Origin of the sequence: Parachitinimonas caeni (assembly GCF_030129945.1) — a bacterium.
In the GTDB taxonomy this organism is placed as follows: domain Bacteria; phylum Pseudomonadota; class Gammaproteobacteria; order Burkholderiales; family Chitinimonadaceae; genus Parachitinimonas; species Parachitinimonas caeni.
The window spans coordinates 19,640-36,459 of record NZ_JARRAF010000032.1; the positions used below are offsets into that span (position 1 = coordinate 19,640).

The following is a 16,820-nucleotide window of genomic DNA, read 5'->3' on the forward strand; positions in this document are numbered from 1 at the left end:
CTTCAAAACTCTGCTCTGCGTGATCGGAAGCAGAACGATAATCGAGTCCGGATAGGGCGCCGCCAGGCGGCTTGTGTCGGGCATGCTTCGCATCTTCTGGGAATAGTCAGGGATCATGGATAAGACCGTTTTGATCGGAGATTTGAAGTCGCTAGGACCCAAATCTGCGCACATGCTGGCCGAGGTGGGCATTACTACGGTTGCGCAGCTACAGCAGCTTGGGGCTGTGGCGGTGTATGTGCAGGTCAAGCAGGCCAATCCGCGTGCGAGTCTCAATCTGTTGTGGGCACTGGAATCCGCCCTGAGCGGCGTGCCCTGGCAAGAGGTGGCACGGCTGCATCGCACCAGTTTGCTGCTGGCGCTGGATGAATACTTGAAAGGACGTATCACCGAATGATTCTGGTTGTTCCGCACGATCCGGCCTGGGCGCTGCAATTTGCAGAGGAGGCACAGCAGATCCACCGAGCCCTGGGGGCGGTGGTATTGGACCTTCACCACATTGGCAGCACGGCTATCCAGGGTATTCATGCCAAGCCCGTGATCGACATGCTGCTGGCGGTTGGCGATCTGCAGGTGCTGGACCAGCAGGCTGGCGTCCTCATGGCGTTGGGTTACGAGGCGAAGGGAGAGTTCGGAATTCCCGGACGTCGCTACTTCAGTAAAGATTCGCCGTCCGGGGCGCGCTCCCATCAGCTCCACGCTTTTCAAGCGGGTAGTCACGGCTTTATCCGGCACCTGGCATTTCGTGATTACATGAATGCGCACCCAGAGGTGGCGCAGGCTTATGGCCGGTTGAAACAGCAATTGGCAAGCCAGTATCCGCTGAATCGGACGGCCTATATGGATGGCAAAGACCCGTTCATCCGGCAACACGAAGCGTTGGCGATGGACTGGTTTTTGCAACAACGCGCTGCCTGATGAATTTTGGGCAGAGGTCATGTTGTCGAAAGGTAGGCATATGCAGTTGCGATGGTGTCTTGCTCTGCTCGGGATGCTGGGTGGGGCGTGTATGGCGGGTGAAGTCGAATATCGGACGGGTGGACCGCGTTTTGCCAAGGTGTGGCAAGTGTTTTACGTCGAGGCGGATCATGAATCGGAGATTGATGATCCTTTGATTGCGGCGGGTGCAGCCATGACGCCTGCCATTGTCGAAGCGGTTGCCCATCGCGACATGAAGCGCCGGCGCTATGCGCTTGGTGCGCTGGGCTTCATTCAAGACAGACGGGCATTGCCCGTGCTGGAGAGAATTCTCAAGAACCAGGGCGAAAGCGTTTACTGTCGTGGTGATGCCCTGCATGCCATTTACCAGATCGACCGTGCCCTGGGTACCCGTTATGCCCGTCAATTTGCTCGCGACGACCCTTATTTGACGCGTCTGGCAACCGACATCAACAAACGCGCTGCCTGGTTGTTAGCGCCAACGGACGATTAGGCCTTATTGTTTGCCAGTCATCGGTCGGCCCAAATGCTTTTTATCTCTATTGGAACCCTTTGTTTAACTTCAGCTGGAGGATGTGTGTATGTTGAGAAAGCCCTTGGCTCTGGTGTTGACGATAGTTGCCGCAGGCGCGGCCGCGATGGCGCAGGCTGCCACGGCGCCGCAGTGCCCCTTTGCCCCGGACTACCTGAAAACCCAGCTGGGCCAGTCCTTTGCTGCAGGCGTGCCGGAAAACGGCATTCTGGGCAAGGCTTGTACTTACAAGGCCAACGGTATCAAACTCTGGATCGACGCAGGCCCGATGGCCGCGCCGTCGTCCGAGATGTGGCGCAAGATGTCGTCGCCCCCCGGCACCAAGTGGCAAGCGGTAGCCGGCGATCCTGACAAGGCCGTCCATGAAACCCCACCCGCCGGCGTCAGCCCCTACCCAGCACTGAGCTATGAGCGGTCGGGTTGGCTTGTCAACATCACCGTAACCGGGGTGGACGGCAAGGCCGCTATCGATGGTTGGAATAGCAAGCTGGTCAAACTCCGCCGCATCCCCTGACCAGGACCCCACTGTCGTGAGCCGATTGATGCGTTTTCCGCTGGCTGCGCGGCAGATGCCTGCTGTTGAGGCCTGGCTGCAAGCGCAATCGGGCTCGTTAGGTGATATCGCCCGGCATTGGTTTTTCTGCATGCAGTCATGTGGCGACGATGTCAGGGTGTTGCTGCACGATGGTCAGCCAACCGCCTGTGTGGAGGACGCTGCATTTGCCTATGTCGCGATTTATACCGCGCACATCAATGTCGGCTTCTTTCTTGGGGCCGAGTTGAGCGATCCGGCCGGTTTGCTGCAGGGCACCGGCAAATTCATGCGCCATGTGAAAATCCGGCCGGAGCAGCGTGTAGATGACGAGGCGCTGCAGCAGTTGATCTGCCAGGCATACCAAGATATGCGGCGACGTTTGCATGGCAGCGGATAGCTAGGTTCGGTTGAGGTAAGGTTTGCAGATCGCGTTTCGCCGGAAAACAGTCAGGAGCAAGGCGCAGAGTGTGCAGCCTAGTCATGCTATGCAAGCATTCTGCAACGCAGGGCCTGGCTGTTTTCCGGCGAAATCCTGCGTCTCGGCCAGGAAGATGCCGTGGCTGTAAGCCGCTTTGCAGCGACAGCCACGCAAGGCCGGGGTCGAATTTTGAGGCGGAGCGTCGTTAGGTTCGCTTATTTATTTAGCTCGCTAAACCGCGCTTACCCTGCCATGCGGGGTGGTTGGGGCTTTAGCCCCTTACCCGTCACCGGCCTCGCATCGACAAACCGTGGTCACCCGTGCATGAGGCTGCGGCCAAGCAAGCTGAATCAGCGGGTGCCCACGCCCATCAAGGCGGCAATACCAAGGCCGGCGAACAGCAAGGCGGCTGTTGCGTGTACCCAGCGTACCGGCAAGGCATTCGCCGCTTTTTCCCCAAGCCAGACGGCTGGCACATTGGCCAGCAGCATACCGATGGTGGTGCCCGCCACAACCGGACCCAATGCCTGATAACGCGCCGCCAGCGCGACGGTCGCGATTTGGGTTTTGTCACCCATTTCAGCCAGAAAGAAGGCGATCAGCGTGGCGCCAAACACGCCAAATCGTTCCTGCAGGCGCGTATCGCCGTCGTCCAGTTTGTCAGGGATCAGCATCCAGATGGCCATTGCCAGAAAAGACAGGCCCAGGCCCCAACGCAAGCCGGTTGGCCCGATCAGGGTCAGTACCCAGGCGCCGACTGCCCCTGCCGCTGCATGGTTGAGCAGGGTGGCGACCAGAATGCCGGCCACAATTGGCACAGGTTTGCGAAAGCGTGCAGCCAGCAACAAGGCAAGTAGTTGGGTCTTGTCGCCGATTTCGGCCAGGGCGACGATGCCGGTTGAAACGAGGAAGGCTTCCACGAGAGGACTTTCAGGGGCCGGACATACCAAGGACGCAAGCTGCCGCGGCCCCGTGCCGGTCAGATGCGTCATCGGTCTTGTCTGGCGGCAAGGTGGACCTTGCTGCTGCCATCGCCATGCCAGGATTGGCAAGTATGTTGACGATGGCCCCCGCTGAGGATGCGGGTTGACTACTCCCCAAAGACAATGTGAATTGTACCGTAATGTTGGCAAGCTGCCCAGACGGCCGCTATGGGCTCGACAGGGCATGAGCCTGAGCTGCCCGGATGGCATGATGCATCTTGCCATCCGGGCTTGGTGAGCCTAGCGCTTATTCGACACCCATGCCCGGCCAGGTGTTGTGATTGACGGCCTTGGGATAGCCCGCCTCAGCCCGATCGTTGGCAATGTCGTAACGGATATATCGGCGATCTGTCAGGAAAAAGTAGGCGCGACTGTCGTTCCATTTGACGGCGGCTACAATATCGCGGCCGTAAGCGCCTAGACCTTTCCAGTTGGCATCGTTGACGGCTGCGGGATAACCCGGGTCGATGCGGTCGTTTTTCAGGTCGTAGCGGATATATCGCCCATCCCGCAGGAAGAAATACACCTTGTCACCTTTCCAGCGCAGTGTGGCGCGGATTTGTGTGCCATAGGCGCCAAGCCCCGGCCAGTTGGCGTCGTTCACGGGCTGTGGATACCCGGCATCGGCGCGGTCGGCCGACTTGTTGTAGCGGATATAGCGACCGTCAGACAGGAAGAGGTAGGCGATATTGGCATCTTTGCTGAAGCCGGCAACGATCTGGTCTGTATATGGGGCGAGTCCGGGCCAGTTGGATTGATCCACTGCACGTGGGTAGCCCGTATCGGCCCGATCCAGAATCTGGTTGTAGCGCACATATTCGCCACCATTCAGGAAGACATAAGACCGGCCAATATCCCAATCCAGTGTGGCGCTGACCTCACGTCGGTTCAGCCGCAATGCAATCGGTGTGCCATCCATTTCAAGGCTGTAGTCAGCCAACCCACTCAGACCGGCAGGGTCGCGCCAGGACATCTGGCTGGCCGGCACTGAGGCAAGCAGTGTGCCGTTGCGTCGGATCAGGACAGGGCTTCCCGTATTGGCGAACCAAGTGAAGTCGGCATTGGCGTTGCGTGCCGGCATCAGCTTGCGCACGCCGGTGGTGCCCAGTAGCGGCGTGCCATCGAGCAACCAGTCTGGCTGTAAGGTAATGCCTAGGTGGCGCAGGATGGTTGGGGCAATCGACGTCTGGGCAGGACGACCATAGATACCATCAAAATCACGGTTTTCCAGCGTATCGACATACTGGTTGAACTCGGCATTCAACGGCTTGTTACTGGCAATGAAGCTGGTCTTTTCATTCGGGGTCTGCGCGCCATGACCACAACCTGCCGCATCGCGGCCATGATCGGTGGTGACAAGTACCAGCCAGTCATCACCTTGTGCCTGCCGGGCGGTGACGACATCCAGCATCTGGCCTAGCCGTCGGTCGCTGTCGCGCAACGCACGGTCATAGGCGCTGCCGAAGCAGCTGCTGTGGCCTGCGTGATCGGGGTCGTCGAGGTGAACGAACACAAAATCGGCAGGCGTGGTTTTCAGAGTTTCGACGACTTTCTGCGTAACGGCTTCGTCGTTGAGTCCACTGAGATTAAGGTTGTTGCTGCCAACCTCGTTACGGAAATAACGCTGATTGATGCTGGCCCAGTTGGTGATGCTGGCGATATAGGCATCTGGCCGGGCATCGCGAATCCGCTTGAACAAGCTGGGAAAGCGAGGATCGGCCAGATCGGAGTCATTGCTGTAGACGCGATGCTTATTGGCCCAGACGCCGGTAAGGATGGTTGACCAGCCAGGCCCGCTGACGGTCGCCTGTTCCAGACCTGTGCCTTTGACGCCGCCTGTAAACGTGGCCGTGTGGTGCAAACGAGCCAACTGGCTGGGTGAGGTGGCCAGCAACTTCTGGTATTGCACCCCATCTATGCCAACCAGCAAGACTTTGGGGGCTGCCATGGCCAATGAGCTGGTACATAGCAGTCCGCCAACAACCAGCGCGGCTGCTTTTCTTCTGTACAACATCGTGCATCTCCCTGTGTGGTGTAGGAGTGCACAGCTTGCCGCCACATCATGGCATTGGCGTGAACCTATGTGGACGTATAGATGACATTGTTGTGACGTCTCGGCTACCAGACGTCAACAGTGCCAGGGCGAGATCTGAGATGAAACCGGAGGGGAGCAAACGGGAGGTAGAACGCCTCCCGGCATGAATTACCAGTCTGACGAGTATTGCGCCATCCGACCTTTGGCGATCAAACAGAAAGCAACAAAGCCCGTAAATAGAAGGCCCGCAAAGGGCATGCGAATTACCAGGAAAAAGGCCAGGCCAACGATGAATACGATCCAGAACGTAGCAATGGTTGAGTTTTCTATTTCGCTGGAATACATCAAGGTACCCACAATCATGACAGCAAGCGGCATTAGTTGATAAACGAGCATGGGATCCGTTCTGTTTGAAAGATGAAATGAACAAAGAAAACCTAAGCAGTTTTCCGGTAGATGCCGCGGCAGTATCTTCCAGTGATGGGCCATTGGCAATTCATAATATTTGTTGATAATCAAAAGCTTGTAATGAAATTGCTTTACGGAGGCTGCAATTGGCTGTTGCAGGTCAGGATCAAGTGCTAACCGGCGGCATGGGCAGGCGCCTTTGAGTGGTTGTGTACCTTGGCCCTGCAGCGAGTGCGGTATTCAAATTACCTGACTAACCGTCAGTTGCGAATATTGAGGGATGGTGCTGATCTTTGGTCCAAAGTTTGAAGCCCGAGGTGAGCCACCAGTTGTTTGCATTGTCAAGATCATGATTTCTGTTGTTTTTGTCCCAACTAGGGCAAGCGCCAATAGAAAAACATGACAAATCGATGTCTTGGTACTACCTCATTCGACCGATATCTGCTTCAATCTAGCCCGCCGTCATTCTGATGCGACAAGTCGTTCAATTAATTCAGAATATCGAGATTGCACAGCGTTAATTGTTGAAAGAGAGAAATGCCAAAAATCCGACCACACCTGCTGCTGGCTGCTGTATGTACCGCCTTGTCTGCCACTGCTTTTGCCGCCGATTCGACTTTTGCCATTCAGGGCGCCATTCGTCTACAAGACGACACGCCTCTGAACCGTTTGCAGTATCTGGGGGCTCACAATGCCTGGAATGACTCCAGTGCCACCTGGGCTAATCAGCGTTTGCCTATGGACAAACTTCTGGAAGGCGGCGTACGTAATATCGACCTAGATCTGCATTGGGACGGCGACACCGTCAAGTTGTGTCACAACAAGTGCGGCCAGATATATAGCGCTGACGACAGCTACCCAGGTGAGCTTCGCAAGATTCAGGAATGGTTGTTGCGCAACCCCAAAGACATTGTGTTTATTGACCTGGAAGATCGGGTAGCCAATCAGGCTGCAGTAGAAGGGCCGCTCAAGGCCATTTTTGGCAACCTGTTGTATCTGCCTTCGGACAAACCAGCGGGCCGTTGGGAAACCCCACGCGAGATGGTTGCCAAGGGCAAGCGTGTGATCGTCAAGTCTGCCAATGAGATTTACGACAACAAACTGATCTGGAACGAGGCCGATTTTGCATTTGGTGCGCAGCCGGGCTGGAATTCCCGTCAAGCCAAGTTCGTAGATGTTGCCAATTGCACCATGGATGGTTTGCCGATCGACCCGCGCAAGCACGTTTACACCATTTCCGATAACAAGCTTGGCAAAGACCTGCTGCCGGATTCATGGGTGGACTCAACGGGTACTATTGATGCCAGCAATATTCCGGGCATGCAGGCGTGTGGTATCCAGATCATTGATGCGGATCGCTGGGACGATGCGCAATTTGCCGCAGCGGTCTGGAACTGGGCTCCCGGCGAGCCGAACAACTACCAGGCTGCAGAACATTGCGCCCAGGTTGGTGGAAATGGTCGCTGGAACGATGCAGTGTGTGCCAGTGTCTTGCCTTATGCCTGCCAGAATCTACAAGACGCCGATGACTGGAAAGTGACCGTGGCGCAGGGAACCTGGACAGGTGGCGTCAATGCCTGCGCCCGGGAGTACCCTGGTTATCGCTTTGCTGTACCCGCAACGCCTTACCAGAACCGGATGCTGAAAGACAAGCTGGCAGGTCAGACTGCTTGGTTGGCTTACTCCGATATGGCCAAGGAAGGCGACTGGCAGTCATTCAATAGCATCGCGACCGAATGGCGGGCTGGTGTTAATGCCAACAATGCTTCGCTCTACATCCCCGGTGCCGCAGCGCTATCGCTACGGGTACAAGGGAATGTTGCGGCCGCCACAAACGTACTGAATGTTTACGACAGCAAGCGGAACTTGGTGGCAACGGTTGCTGGCAATGGTCAGCGTGATCTGTTTGTGGCAGATGGCGGTGCAATTCTCGAATACCTTGGCCCAGCAGTGACCGCGCCAGGCTATCTCACCGTAACGGCCAGCGCCACGACTAGCCAAGCAGCAACGCCGGTTTATCGCAGACTGGTCAATGGCAAGGGCAAATGTCTGGACCTGGAAGGCCGGAACACCAACAACGGTACTTCGGTTCACCATTGGTCATGCAATGGCGCCAGCAGCCAGAGCTGGTGGCAGGATGATCTGGGCCGTCTGCGTCCGCAAGCAGCGCCTGCAAAATGCGCCGAGGCAGCAGGCGGTACGGGCGATGGCACTGCAATCGTTCTGGCCGACTGCAGCTTGGCAGCAGGCCAGCGCTGGATGCGTGGCGCCAACAATTCCTTCCGCTTGGCGGGTGCACCGAATCAGGCGCTGGACATCAAGGACAGCTGGTGGGGTGCGTTCGATGGTCAGGATGCCCACCTTTGGGGTGCCCACGGGGGTTGGTCGCAACAGTGGACGTGGCAATGATCCGCTGATCGACTCTTGAAAGGATGGCTATTGGCGGTTGACTGCTACCCATAGCAACCTTGCAAATAGCACGGCCCTGAACTTCGGTTCAGGGCCGTTTGTTTTGATGGCTGCAGACCTCGCTTGCGGGTGCCGGCCTAGCCGAACAAAGCGGCCAGCGCTTTGCCGGGGCTAGGTTGACGCATGAAGGCTTCACCAACCAGAAAGGTGTTGACGTCATGATTGCGCATCAGATCGACATCTGGTCTGGCCAGGATGCCACTCTCTGTAACAGCGATCCGGTCTTTGCCGATCTGCGGCAGCAAGCCCAGTGTTGTGTCGAGCGAAACCTCGAAAGTGCGCAGATTACGATTGTTGACCCCAATCAACGGCGTTTTCAGCTGCAGGGCCTGCTCAAGCTCTGCGGCATCGTGTACTTCCACCAGCACCGCCATTCCCAGTGCCAGCGCTTGCGCTTCCATGTCCCGTAGCTGGCTCAGATCGAGTGCCGCCACGATCAGCAAGATGCAATCAGCGCCCATCGCGGCAGCTTCGTAAACGTGGTATTCGCCAATCAGAAAGTCTTTGCGCAGCACAGGCAGCGGACAGGCGGTACGGGCAGCACGCAGGTACTCGGGTGCTCCCTGGAAGTACTCGACGTCAGTTAAAACAGAAAGGCAGGCGGCACCATGATCAGCGTAGTCTGCAGCGATATCTGCAGGATGAAACGGGTCGCGGATAACGCCTTTTGAGGGCGAGGCTTTCTTTATCTCGGCGATAACGCCGGGCTGGGCGGATGCATGCTTGGCACGAATGGCTGCGACGAAATCGCGCTGGTCACGACGACTTTCCGCTTCGTCACGCAGGGCAGTTTGCGGGATCTTCTTGCGGGCCCGTTCGACCTCGTACTCTTTGGTCGCCAGAATCTTTTTCAGAATATCGCTCATGCGACCTCCGCAAAACGACGGGTGGCGGCGATCAGCGCCGTCAACTTGGCGCGCGCAGCGCCTGAACTGATGGCATCAGCCGCGATCAGGACGCCATCGGCCAGCGAAGCGGCCTTGCCTGCGGCATAGATGGCCGCTGCGGCATTCAGGACCACGATGTCACGGCAGGGGCCGGCTTCGTTATCCAGCACCGACTCGATCTTGGCGCGCGATTCTGCGACATCCCGGGCCTTTAGCGCTGACAGATCACAGAGTTTGATGCCGAATTGTTGTGGGTCGATGGTGTATTCGGTGATGGCGCCATCCTTGAGTTCAGCCACCTGGGTGGGGCCGGACAAGGTAATTTCATCCAGACCATCATGGCCATGTACGATCAGAACGTGGCGGCTTCCCAGCTGCTGCAGGACGCGTACCTGAATGCCGACCAGGTCCGGGTGGAATACGCCCATGACCTGATTTTCAGCTTCTGCAGGGTTGGTCAGAGGGCCCAGGATATTGAAAATTGTCCGGACGCCCAGTTCGCGTCGTACCGGAGCGACATGGCGCATGGCGCTATGGTGATTCGGGGCGAACATGAAGCCAACGCCGACTTCGTCAATGCAGCTGGCGACCTGGGCCGGGGTCAAGGTCAGTTGCACACCCAGAGCTTCGAGCACGTCGGCGCTGCCGGATGAGGATGACACACTGCGATTGCCGTGTTTGGCCACTTTGGCACCTGCAGCAGCGGCGACAAAGGCAACGGTTGTCGAAATATTAAACGTACTGGCACCGTCGCCACCCGTGCCACAGGTGTCTACCAGATGGCGGCGATCGTTGACTTCGACTTTGGCGGATAGCTCGCGCATGACCGCTGCTGCGGCAGCGATTTCGCCGACAGTTTCGCCTTTTACGCGCAATCCCATCAGGATGGCGGCGCTTTGTACGGGGCTGATTTCGCCCTGCATGATCTGACGCATCAGCGACAGCATCTCGTCGTAAAACAGTTCGTTCTGGTCTATGAGGCGGTTTAGGGCCGCTTTGGCAGTAATCATGGAAGCTGGCTCGAAAAAGCGGGTAGAAATGCAAGGGCCCATTCAAAGTGCCTGGCTGTCAGTTGAAGTTCTCGTGCTCCGCCTGGCTCGGGCGAGCTGGCGTGGCGGGAACGGCTTTGAATGGGTTGTTGATAAAGCAGAGCCGGAACCAGGGTGCCGGCTTTCTTTGGATTGTCGCTGATTGGAACGATCTGTGCAAAAGTACCCGGAAATAAGGCGGAAAGCAGCGATTGGCAGGTTTTCCGCGATGTTGTCCAGTCGGCTACTTGAACAGCCGGGTCTTGAAGTGGGTGTTGTAACCGAAGGTGGTCGGTCGTTCCGGTTCGAACACGAAAATGCGCTCGGTGCGATACCAGATCTGCCAGGCGCCGATTGCATACGCGGCGCCAATCATGAACCAGACCAGCGAGGCCACAACGTCGAACACCGGCAGTTTGTCGAATAGCTCCGGCCGGTAAAGCAGGAAGGGCAACAGGATCATACCCCTCAGCAGACAGACCGCAGCAATGGAAACCAGGCCCGCTCGTAGAAAAGGCAGGCGACCAATGACCCCCGCACCAGAGAAAGCATATAAACCGCAACCGGTCATCAAGCCGGCAATAAACAGGCAACCAACTGGCGCGAGCCAGGTGCCTTGTCGCGCTGATTCGACGACTGCAGCGGGGGCACGTAAGAATGCGATCCACTCCGGTCCGCCAATCAGGGCAACAACGTGCAGGGCCGCACCCAATATGGCGCCGACGCCGGCAAACATCAGGCTATGACTCTCGATTTCGCGCATGCTTGCCTCCTTGAGGATTGAACTGCTGCGTATTTCGAGTGCTAGCAACCCCACATCAACCAGATTGGTAAATGGGGTCAGGAGCGCCCACCATCCTTATTGTTATTGCGCGGCTTTTTGGGAAATGTCCACCACACAATGAATATCAGCAAAGAAACCGCAACACCTGCTTCAAGTAGTAACCACAGCATGACAATAGGTTCCCCAGAGTGAGTAGGAGTTGTAAAGAGTGCTTGATTCTAGGCGAATCGCCTTCATCATGGCGAGATACCTTCTTCGAGCGCGCTCATGACCCCGCCCTTACCTAAAGCCACCCCCACCTCCGAATTCCCCCGAAATGACTGGAAAACCCTGCGCACCTTGCTGCCCTATGTCTGGCAGTATCGGATGCGGGTAATTCTGGCCTTGTCATTGCTGGTGCTGGCCAAATTTGCCAACGTCGCTGTACCGGTTGTTCTTAAAGGCATCGTTGATGGCCTGGACCCAAAGTCCTCGCCGCTGGTTGTGCCGCTGGCACTGATCTTCAGCTATGGCGCGTTGCGGCTTGCCGCGACAGCGCTTGGCGAGCTGCGCGATGCCATCTTTGCCAAAGTCGCTCAGGGAGCGATCCGGCGGGTGGCACTCAAAGTATTCGAGCACCTGCACCGGTTGTCGCTTCGCTTTCACATCAACCGCCAGACTGGCGGCGTGACTCGGGATATCGAACGCGGCTCGCGCGGCATTTCGACCCTGCTCAACTTCATGCTGTTCAACATCCTGCCGACCCTGGTCGAGATTGCCTTGGTAACGGCAATTCTGGTGGCTCAATATGACTGGCGTTTTGCAGGCGTCACCTTACTGACCATTGCGGTTTACATTGCATTTACTTTGGGTGTGACCGAATGGCGAACCAAGACGCGGCGCGCCATGAACGAGCTGGACACCAAGGCCAATGTCAAAGCGGTCGATTCGCTCATCAACTTCGAGACGGTCAAATACTTCGGCAACGAGCGCTATGAGTCCAATCGCTATGACGAGAGTCTGGGCAAGTGGGAACAGGCAGCCATCAAGAATGAAGTCAGTCTTGCGATTCTGAATACCGGGCAGGCAGCCGTTATTGCCAGCGGCGTGACCGCACTGGTGTGGCTGGCCGCTGACGGCGTGGCCAAAGGCACGATGACGCTGGGGGACTTGGTGCTGGTCAACGGCTTTTTGCTGCAGTTGTATTCGCCACTGAACTTTTTGGGCATGGTGTATCGCGAAATCAAGCAGGCGCTGACGGACATGGAAAAAATGTTCAGCTTGCTGGCGCAAAATACCGAGATTCAAGATGCCGCTGATGCACAGACCCTGAAAACCCAAGCGGCGACCATTCGCTTTGACGCAGTGGACTTCGGTTACGAGACTAACAGGCAGATTCTGCGCGGGGTGGACTTTGAAGTGCCGGCAGGGAAAACAGTGGCTGTGGTAGGTGCCAGCGGGGCAGGAAAATCGACTTTGTCACGCCTGCTGTTTCGCTTCTATGACGTAAGTAGTGGCCGGATCACTATCAACGGCGTGGATTTGCGGGCGCTGACGCAAGCCAGTTTGCGCGCGCACATTGGTATTGTTCCACAAGATACGGTGCTGTTTAACGATTCCATTTATTACAACATTGCTTACGGCAACACGGGTGCCAGTCGTGACGAAGTGATCGAAGCTGCCCGTTCGGCGCATATCTACGATTTTATTCAAAGCTTGCCGGATGGGTTTGATACGGTGGTTGGTGAGCGCGGCCTCAAGTTGTCCGGCGGAGAGAAGCAGCGGGTGGCCATTGCCCGCACCATCCTTAAAAACCCACCGATCCTGATCTTCGACGAGGCGACCTCCGCCCTGGACTCCAAGACAGAGAAGGCCATTCAGGCCGAGCTGGTTACCATTTCTGCCAATCGCACGACGCTGGTGATTGCCCATCGCCTGTCCACCATTGTTGAGGCCGATCTGATTCTGGTCATGGAGGGGGGGCGGGTGATAGAGCGCGGCACCCATCGCGAGCTGCTTGATCTGAATGGACAATACGCCAGGATGTGGGCGCTGCAGCAACAAACCAGCGCAGAAGAACCGGTTGTCTGATGATCTTGAATAGCCCGAACGATCGTGCTATTTTTGTGAGGCAAGTTAAGGTAAGGTCACAAGCCGGTTCAACTTTTGAGGGCCTTCCCAATGATCCGTCAAACATTATCCAAAGGTGAAGCAACCCAGCGCGTGATTCTGGATGCCGGGATTCAGCTGGCACGCGAAATCGGTGTGACTGGACTGACCATTGGTGCGCTGGCGGATCGGGTGCAGATGTCCAAAAGCGGTTTGTTTGCCCACTTTGGTTCGAAGGAAGAGCTGCAGCTGGCAGTCATCAAGGCGGCGCAGGAGCGATTTGTTGAGCAGGTGGTTCGACCAGCATTTGCCGAGCCACGTGGGCTGGCTCGTATCCGGGCGTTACTGAAAGGCTGGGTAGGTTGGGGGGCGGATGTCGAAGCCTCCGGCGGCTGCCTGATTCTCGCGGCCGCTGCCGAGTTTGATGACCGACCAGGGATCGTGCACGACCATCTGGTGCGTGAGCAGAAAAGCTGGTTTGCGAGCTTGGCACGTGCAACCGAGATCGCCATCGAAACCGGCGAGTTGTCACCGGAGGTGGATACCAGCCAGTTTGCTTTCGAGCTGTTTGGACTGGTGTTGTCGGCACATCATCATGCCCGCCTGTTGGGCGATGCATCGGCTTGTAATCGTGCACTGGCAGGATTGGAACGGCTGATTGATGCCTGCTCGGTCAAGTCACACCCTGACCGACCTTAGGCGCTGTTGACGTTTTGTTTCCGGTTACGCCGGCCCGGAGCGTCTCACCGGATTGGGGCCTGTTGCTTACGTTAATGGCAGCGTGGCTTACTAACCAGGCGACGCGCTTTTCGCCGTGCATCAGACACAAATTCGACGCAATGCGATCCGAAAGCAGAGCGTCAACAGAGCTAAAGCCTTGGTGCCGTCCGCAAGGCCCTGACTTGCAATACCTGAGCTGATCTGCGGATCAGACTGTTTACTCCTCTCATACACTTCACTGGAGGTTGGCCATGACAGCCGTGATTTCACCAAAAATAAGCACGAACGTTCGTAACTCTGTGCGACTGTTTGCCGCCAGAACGCCGCTGGTGCTACTGGATGAGCTATCGGAGTCCCTTGCCGCCAGACTGGCGATTCGCATGTTCCTGAGACCCCCTCGTCATGCATTTCCGGCTATGGAGCAACAATGGTTGCAGCAGGCGCAACATGGCCAATTACACACCGCTGGGCTACCAATCGCGGAATGGAATGGGCAGGCCATGCGCACCTATCGCTGGGGACGTGCCGATAAGGGGCGGGTGGTGCTGATGCATGGCTGGGGTGGGAGAGCGACGCAGATGGGTTACTTCATCGCGCCATTGCTCGCAGCGGGATATGAAGTCCACGCCATTGATGCGCCCGGCCACGGCTTGTCCACCGGACAGCAATCATCGGTATTGCACTTCTGGCATGCGCTGGAAAGGCTGGTGGCCAGCATTGGACCAACCGATGCCGTGATTGCACATTCGCTGGGCGGCGGTGCGACGACCTTGGCGGTCAGCGCCGGATTATCGGTGGGCAAAGTGGTACTGATATCGCCAAGTGCCGATTTGCATGCTTACGCCAAAGAATTCACGAGCCTCCTGCGCTTGCCGGATCGGCTGCGGCTCGCCATGCAGCGACAGCTGGAAACGCGCCTGGGGCTGCTTTGGGATGACGTTAATGCCATTCAGGCTGCGACACGGGCGAAATTGCCCGCGCTGGTGATTCATGACGAAGACGACAAGGAAGTCGGTGTCGCAATCGGTCGAGCCATTGCCAATGGTTGGCGAGGGGCGGAGTGGTTGGCCACCCAAGGCTTGGGTCACCGGCGCATTTTAAAGTCGGAACAGACGATTCTGGCTGCATTGCGCTTCATCGCGGGGGACGGAAGTTGAGGGGAAGCCCCGCAGTTCAGCGATCGTTGGGGCGGGAGGCGGCGTGGCTTGACTGGTAGGTGCGTCAACCATTTCTGACAAGTTCTGTTCAATCAGGGTGACAGACTTGAAGCCAACTGGCTGAACTTTTCAGAATTTTTAGCGCTTTGGTAAAAATTTACATCATATTATTTGAACTGATCCATTCTGGCGGTCACTTAACGGGCATGTTTTGTCATAACGCCAGTGCATTCTGGCCTGGAATAAGCCAGAAAATGAATGCGCCGATGATTGCCATGAAAGGATCTGCAGTGAAAAATATAATGCTCGGAATGGTCGGAATTGTTGCTGTTGCTTCAGCACAAGCAGCCACTATTTCAAATATGCAGTTGAATGTTGATGGCCAGCCATTCTTTGTTCGTGGCATGGTTTATTCTCCGGAGTCCCGTGCCTTTCCGGGTAACTCAATCAAATCGTCCAGTCAGTATGGATGGCAATATGGCAAAGGTGGCTGGCTCTGTATGGCAGCGAATCAGTATGCTGTTGGCGACTGGCAATCACCGTGCAATGACGACGATGCGTTTGGGTTATTGACCATCAATACCGATGCCAATAATCAATACAATGCAGCGCTGAAAAGTCAGTGGCAATTTGATCTGGATGATATGCAGAAAATGGGTGTTAACACCTTGCGCTTGTATAACGTTAATCCAACAGGAAAACGACATACGGATTTTCTGGATGCTGCCAATAGTCGTGGCATGAAAGTTATTTACCCTGTTTTAACGGATTATCTTTCTAAATCTTACGATGATTCGCAGGTGCGTTCCTTGATTCGTGAAACCTGCCAGCATCCTGCAATCCTGGCCTATACCGTCGGCAATGAATTTGATGTCGATTTATTGAATGACCCAAATGGAATTCGAGCACAGGCGGTACGTAAGGCGGCAGATGCGGTGCGCCAGGAGTGTCCAGCCGCATTGGTGACCTACGCGGCGGTAGATGATCCAAGCAAATGGGCGTTAGGTTCGGATGGAAAAAGTCGGCTGATGGAGTTTCTCGGCAATCGCGTGGACTTTCTTACCGTCAATGCAGGCTATCGTGGGGATCCTTCAACCCCTGCAAATAGCTACGACGCGCTGTACAGCCAGGTTACTGCCCTGACCCAGGCTTATCAGAAGCCCTTTCTGATTGGCGAGGTAGGTGTACATGATCAGGACGATCACCTCTACAACCGCCGTTGGTTTAACTGGTTCTGGAAGAAGGCGCTTGAGCGTTCGACAGCCGCCAACAATCTTGGCGCGGTGTTCTTCGAATATGGTGACGAGCCGATCAAGAAGTCGGTTGCCGGGGTTTCGAACGATATGTTCATGGGGCTGACGACGGCCGCCTGGCCAACGGTTAGCCCGGATAGGGCCACTGCTATTGCCAACTTGCCTAAAACAGCCAGTTACGCCGGCATCCCGACCTATGTTGACAGTGGAACAAACATCACATGGCCGAACTCCGCGGTTGGTGCCGGTCGGTACGAGATGTTTGTGCAGTCAATACCGCAAGGCATTGAATGGTGTAGTTATGCCCACTCGCCTGGGCCGGGCCGGGTTGCCGCAGGCTGCAGTGCAAATTGACGCCCTCAAGACTTTTTGCTTACGTTGACAACACCCTGCCTGGTGCAGGGTGTTGTCACGTGCCCACTTATCAAAATGTCCAGATGATTTCTTACTTTCGATCGTACCGGGCAGAGGCTGTGTGAGCGCGGTTGACTGAATGGCGTTAAATGGCATACAGGGGGCCTGCCGAACTTTCTCGCTTGGTCGATTACCAAGCTCTGACGCTTTGGCAACAGTTGCCTGCACGT

16 protein-coding genes and 1 riboswitch are annotated in these 16,820 nt (G+C 56.3%); of the genes, 10 read left to right on the top strand and 6 right to left on the bottom strand.

Translation table 11 applies throughout. The annotated features are described in order from the left end of the window. The first annotated feature begins 115 nt into the window (after positions 1-115). The 5 genes from PZA18_RS19050 (at position 116) to PZA18_RS19070 (ending at position 2,403) form a co-directional block, all read left to right on the top strand. Complete coding sequence (locus tag PZA18_RS19050; protein ID WP_284102461.1) at positions 116-397, top strand: TfoX/Sxy family protein; 282 nt, start codon at positions 116-118, stop codon at positions 395-397. Beyond that, a complete protein-coding gene (locus PZA18_RS19055; protein ID WP_284102462.1) occupies positions 394-918 on the top strand; it encodes a GrpB family protein in 525 nt (174 codons plus the stop codon). Before PZA18_RS19050 ends, PZA18_RS19055 begins: the two co-directional genes overlap by 4 nt. 40 nt (positions 919-958) lie before the next feature. Then, positions 959-1,432, top strand: a complete 474-nt coding sequence (locus tag PZA18_RS19060; protein ID WP_284102463.1) for a HEAT repeat domain-containing protein — start codon at positions 959-961, stop codon at positions 1,430-1,432. An 88-nt stretch (positions 1,433-1,520) separates the two neighbouring features. Beyond that, positions 1,521-1,985 (top strand): hypothetical protein, encoded by a 465-nt coding sequence (locus PZA18_RS19065; protein ID WP_284102464.1) that lies wholly within the window; start codon positions 1,521-1,523, stop codon positions 1,983-1,985. A gap of 16 nt (positions 1,986-2,001) precedes the next feature. Further along, complete coding sequence (locus PZA18_RS19070; RefSeq protein ID WP_284102465.1) at positions 2,002-2,403, top strand: DUF1801 domain-containing protein; 402 nt, start codon at positions 2,002-2,004, stop codon at positions 2,401-2,403. A gap of 371 nt (positions 2,404-2,774) precedes the next feature. Here PZA18_RS19070 and PZA18_RS19075 read toward each other — a convergent pair whose 3' ends face one another. The 3 genes from PZA18_RS19075 to PZA18_RS19085 form a co-directional block, all read right to left on the bottom strand. Continuing rightward, positions 2,775-3,344 (bottom strand): TMEM165/GDT1 family protein, encoded by a 570-nt coding sequence (locus PZA18_RS19075; protein ID WP_284102466.1) that lies wholly within the window; start codon positions 3,342-3,344, stop codon positions 2,775-2,777. A 14-nt stretch (positions 3,345-3,358) separates the two neighbouring features. Beyond that, positions 3,359-3,535: riboswitch (yybP-ykoY riboswitch) on the bottom strand. A 119-nt stretch (positions 3,536-3,654) separates the two neighbouring features. Next, entirely contained in the window at positions 3,655-5,421 is a 1,767-nt protein-coding gene (locus tag PZA18_RS19080; RefSeq protein ID WP_284102467.1) for an alkaline phosphatase family protein, read from the bottom strand. A gap of 189 nt (positions 5,422-5,610) precedes the next feature. Next, positions 5,611-5,931 carry a hypothetical protein gene (locus tag PZA18_RS19085; protein ID WP_284102468.1) on the bottom strand — a complete coding sequence of 107 codons (321 nt, stop codon included), beginning with the start codon at positions 5,929-5,931 and terminating at the stop codon, positions 5,611-5,613. Positions 5,932-6,387: 456 nt separating this feature from the next. On the opposite strand from PZA18_RS19085, the gene PZA18_RS19090 reads away from it, so the two are divergent. Then, the gene (locus PZA18_RS19090; protein WP_284102469.1) at positions 6,388-8,259 is read left to right on the top strand and encodes a ricin-type beta-trefoil lectin domain protein; all 1,872 of its coding nucleotides are present in this window, start codon (positions 6,388-6,390) and stop codon (positions 8,257-8,259) included. Between the two features lie 137 nt (positions 8,260-8,396). Here PZA18_RS19090 and trpC read toward each other — a convergent pair whose 3' ends face one another. The 3 genes from trpC to PZA18_RS19105 form a co-directional block, all read right to left on the bottom strand. Next, a complete protein-coding gene (trpC, locus tag PZA18_RS19095) occupies positions 8,397-9,185 on the bottom strand; it encodes an indole-3-glycerol phosphate synthase TrpC (RefSeq protein WP_284102470.1) in 789 nt (262 codons plus the stop codon). Continuing rightward, positions 9,182-10,216 (bottom strand): anthranilate phosphoribosyltransferase, encoded by a 1,035-nt coding sequence (gene trpD, locus PZA18_RS19100; protein ID WP_284102471.1) that lies wholly within the window; start codon positions 10,214-10,216, stop codon positions 9,182-9,184. Before trpD ends, trpC begins: the two co-directional genes overlap by 4 nt. Positions 10,217-10,478: 262 nt before the next feature. Next, entirely contained in the window at positions 10,479-10,997 is a 519-nt protein-coding gene (locus PZA18_RS19105) for a hypothetical protein (RefSeq protein ID WP_284102472.1), read from the bottom strand. Positions 10,998-11,285: 288 nt separating this feature from the next. Here PZA18_RS19105 and PZA18_RS19110 point away from each other — a divergent pair, with 288 nt between their 5' ends. The 4 genes from PZA18_RS19110 to PZA18_RS19125 all read left to right on the top strand — a co-directional run bounded on the left by PZA18_RS19110 (position 11,286) and on the right by PZA18_RS19125 (position 16,590). Beyond that, positions 11,286-13,088, top strand: a complete 1,803-nt coding sequence (locus PZA18_RS19110) for an ABCB family ABC transporter ATP-binding protein/permease (protein ID WP_284102473.1) — start codon at positions 11,286-11,288, stop codon at positions 13,086-13,088. Positions 13,089-13,178: 90 nt separating this feature from the next. Then, on the top strand, positions 13,179-13,805 hold the full coding sequence (locus tag PZA18_RS19115; RefSeq protein ID WP_284102474.1) for a TetR/AcrR family transcriptional regulator: 627 nt from the start codon (positions 13,179-13,181) through the stop codon (positions 13,803-13,805). 272 nt (positions 13,806-14,077) lie between these two features. Continuing rightward, positions 14,078-14,983 (top strand): alpha/beta hydrolase, encoded by a 906-nt coding sequence (locus PZA18_RS19120; RefSeq protein WP_284102475.1) that lies wholly within the window; start codon positions 14,078-14,080, stop codon positions 14,981-14,983. A gap of 146 nt (positions 14,984-15,129) precedes the next feature. After that, on the top strand, positions 15,130-16,590 hold the full coding sequence (locus tag PZA18_RS19125) for a glycoside hydrolase 5 family protein (protein ID WP_284102476.1): 1,461 nt from the start codon (positions 15,130-15,132) through the stop codon (positions 16,588-16,590). The last annotated feature ends 230 nt before the right edge of the window (positions 16,591-16,820 follow it).

What these genes read in the sequence shown, in the direction of transcription:
- PZA18_RS19085 (WP_284102468.1), bottom strand. Translation starts at nt 5,931, where the DNA reads ATGGCCCATCACTGGAAGATACTGCCGCGGCATCTACCGGAAAACTGC.
- PZA18_RS19110 (WP_284102473.1), top strand. Translation starts at nt 11,286, where the DNA reads ATGACCCCGCCCTTACCTAAAGCCACCCCCACCTCCGAATTCCCCCGA.
- PZA18_RS19105 (WP_284102472.1), bottom strand. Translation starts at nt 10,997, where the DNA reads ATGCGCGAAATCGAGAGTCATAGCCTGATGTTTGCCGGCGTCGGCGCC.
- PZA18_RS19080 (WP_284102467.1), bottom strand. Translation starts at nt 5,421, where the DNA reads ATGTTGTACAGAAGAAAAGCAGCCGCGCTGGTTGTTGGCGGACTGCTA.
- PZA18_RS19090 (WP_284102469.1), top strand. Translation starts at nt 6,388, where the DNA reads ATGCCAAAAATCCGACCACACCTGCTGCTGGCTGCTGTATGTACCGCC.
- trpD (WP_284102471.1), bottom strand. Translation starts at nt 10,216, where the DNA reads ATGATTACTGCCAAAGCGGCCCTAAACCGCCTCATAGACCAGAACGAA.
- PZA18_RS19115 (WP_284102474.1), top strand. Translation starts at nt 13,179, where the DNA reads ATGATCCGTCAAACATTATCCAAAGGTGAAGCAACCCAGCGCGTGATT.
- PZA18_RS19055 (WP_284102462.1), top strand. Translation starts at nt 394, where the DNA reads ATGATTCTGGTTGTTCCGCACGATCCGGCCTGGGCGCTGCAATTTGCA.
- trpC (WP_284102470.1), bottom strand. Translation starts at nt 9,185, where the DNA reads ATGAGCGATATTCTGAAAAAGATTCTGGCGACCAAAGAGTACGAGGTC.
- PZA18_RS19050 (WP_284102461.1), top strand. Translation starts at nt 116, where the DNA reads ATGGATAAGACCGTTTTGATCGGAGATTTGAAGTCGCTAGGACCCAAA.
- PZA18_RS19065 (WP_284102464.1), top strand. Translation starts at nt 1,521, where the DNA reads ATGTTGAGAAAGCCCTTGGCTCTGGTGTTGACGATAGTTGCCGCAGGC.
- PZA18_RS19120 (WP_284102475.1), top strand. Translation starts at nt 14,078, where the DNA reads ATGACAGCCGTGATTTCACCAAAAATAAGCACGAACGTTCGTAACTCT.
- PZA18_RS19060 (WP_284102463.1), top strand. Translation starts at nt 959, where the DNA reads ATGCAGTTGCGATGGTGTCTTGCTCTGCTCGGGATGCTGGGTGGGGCG.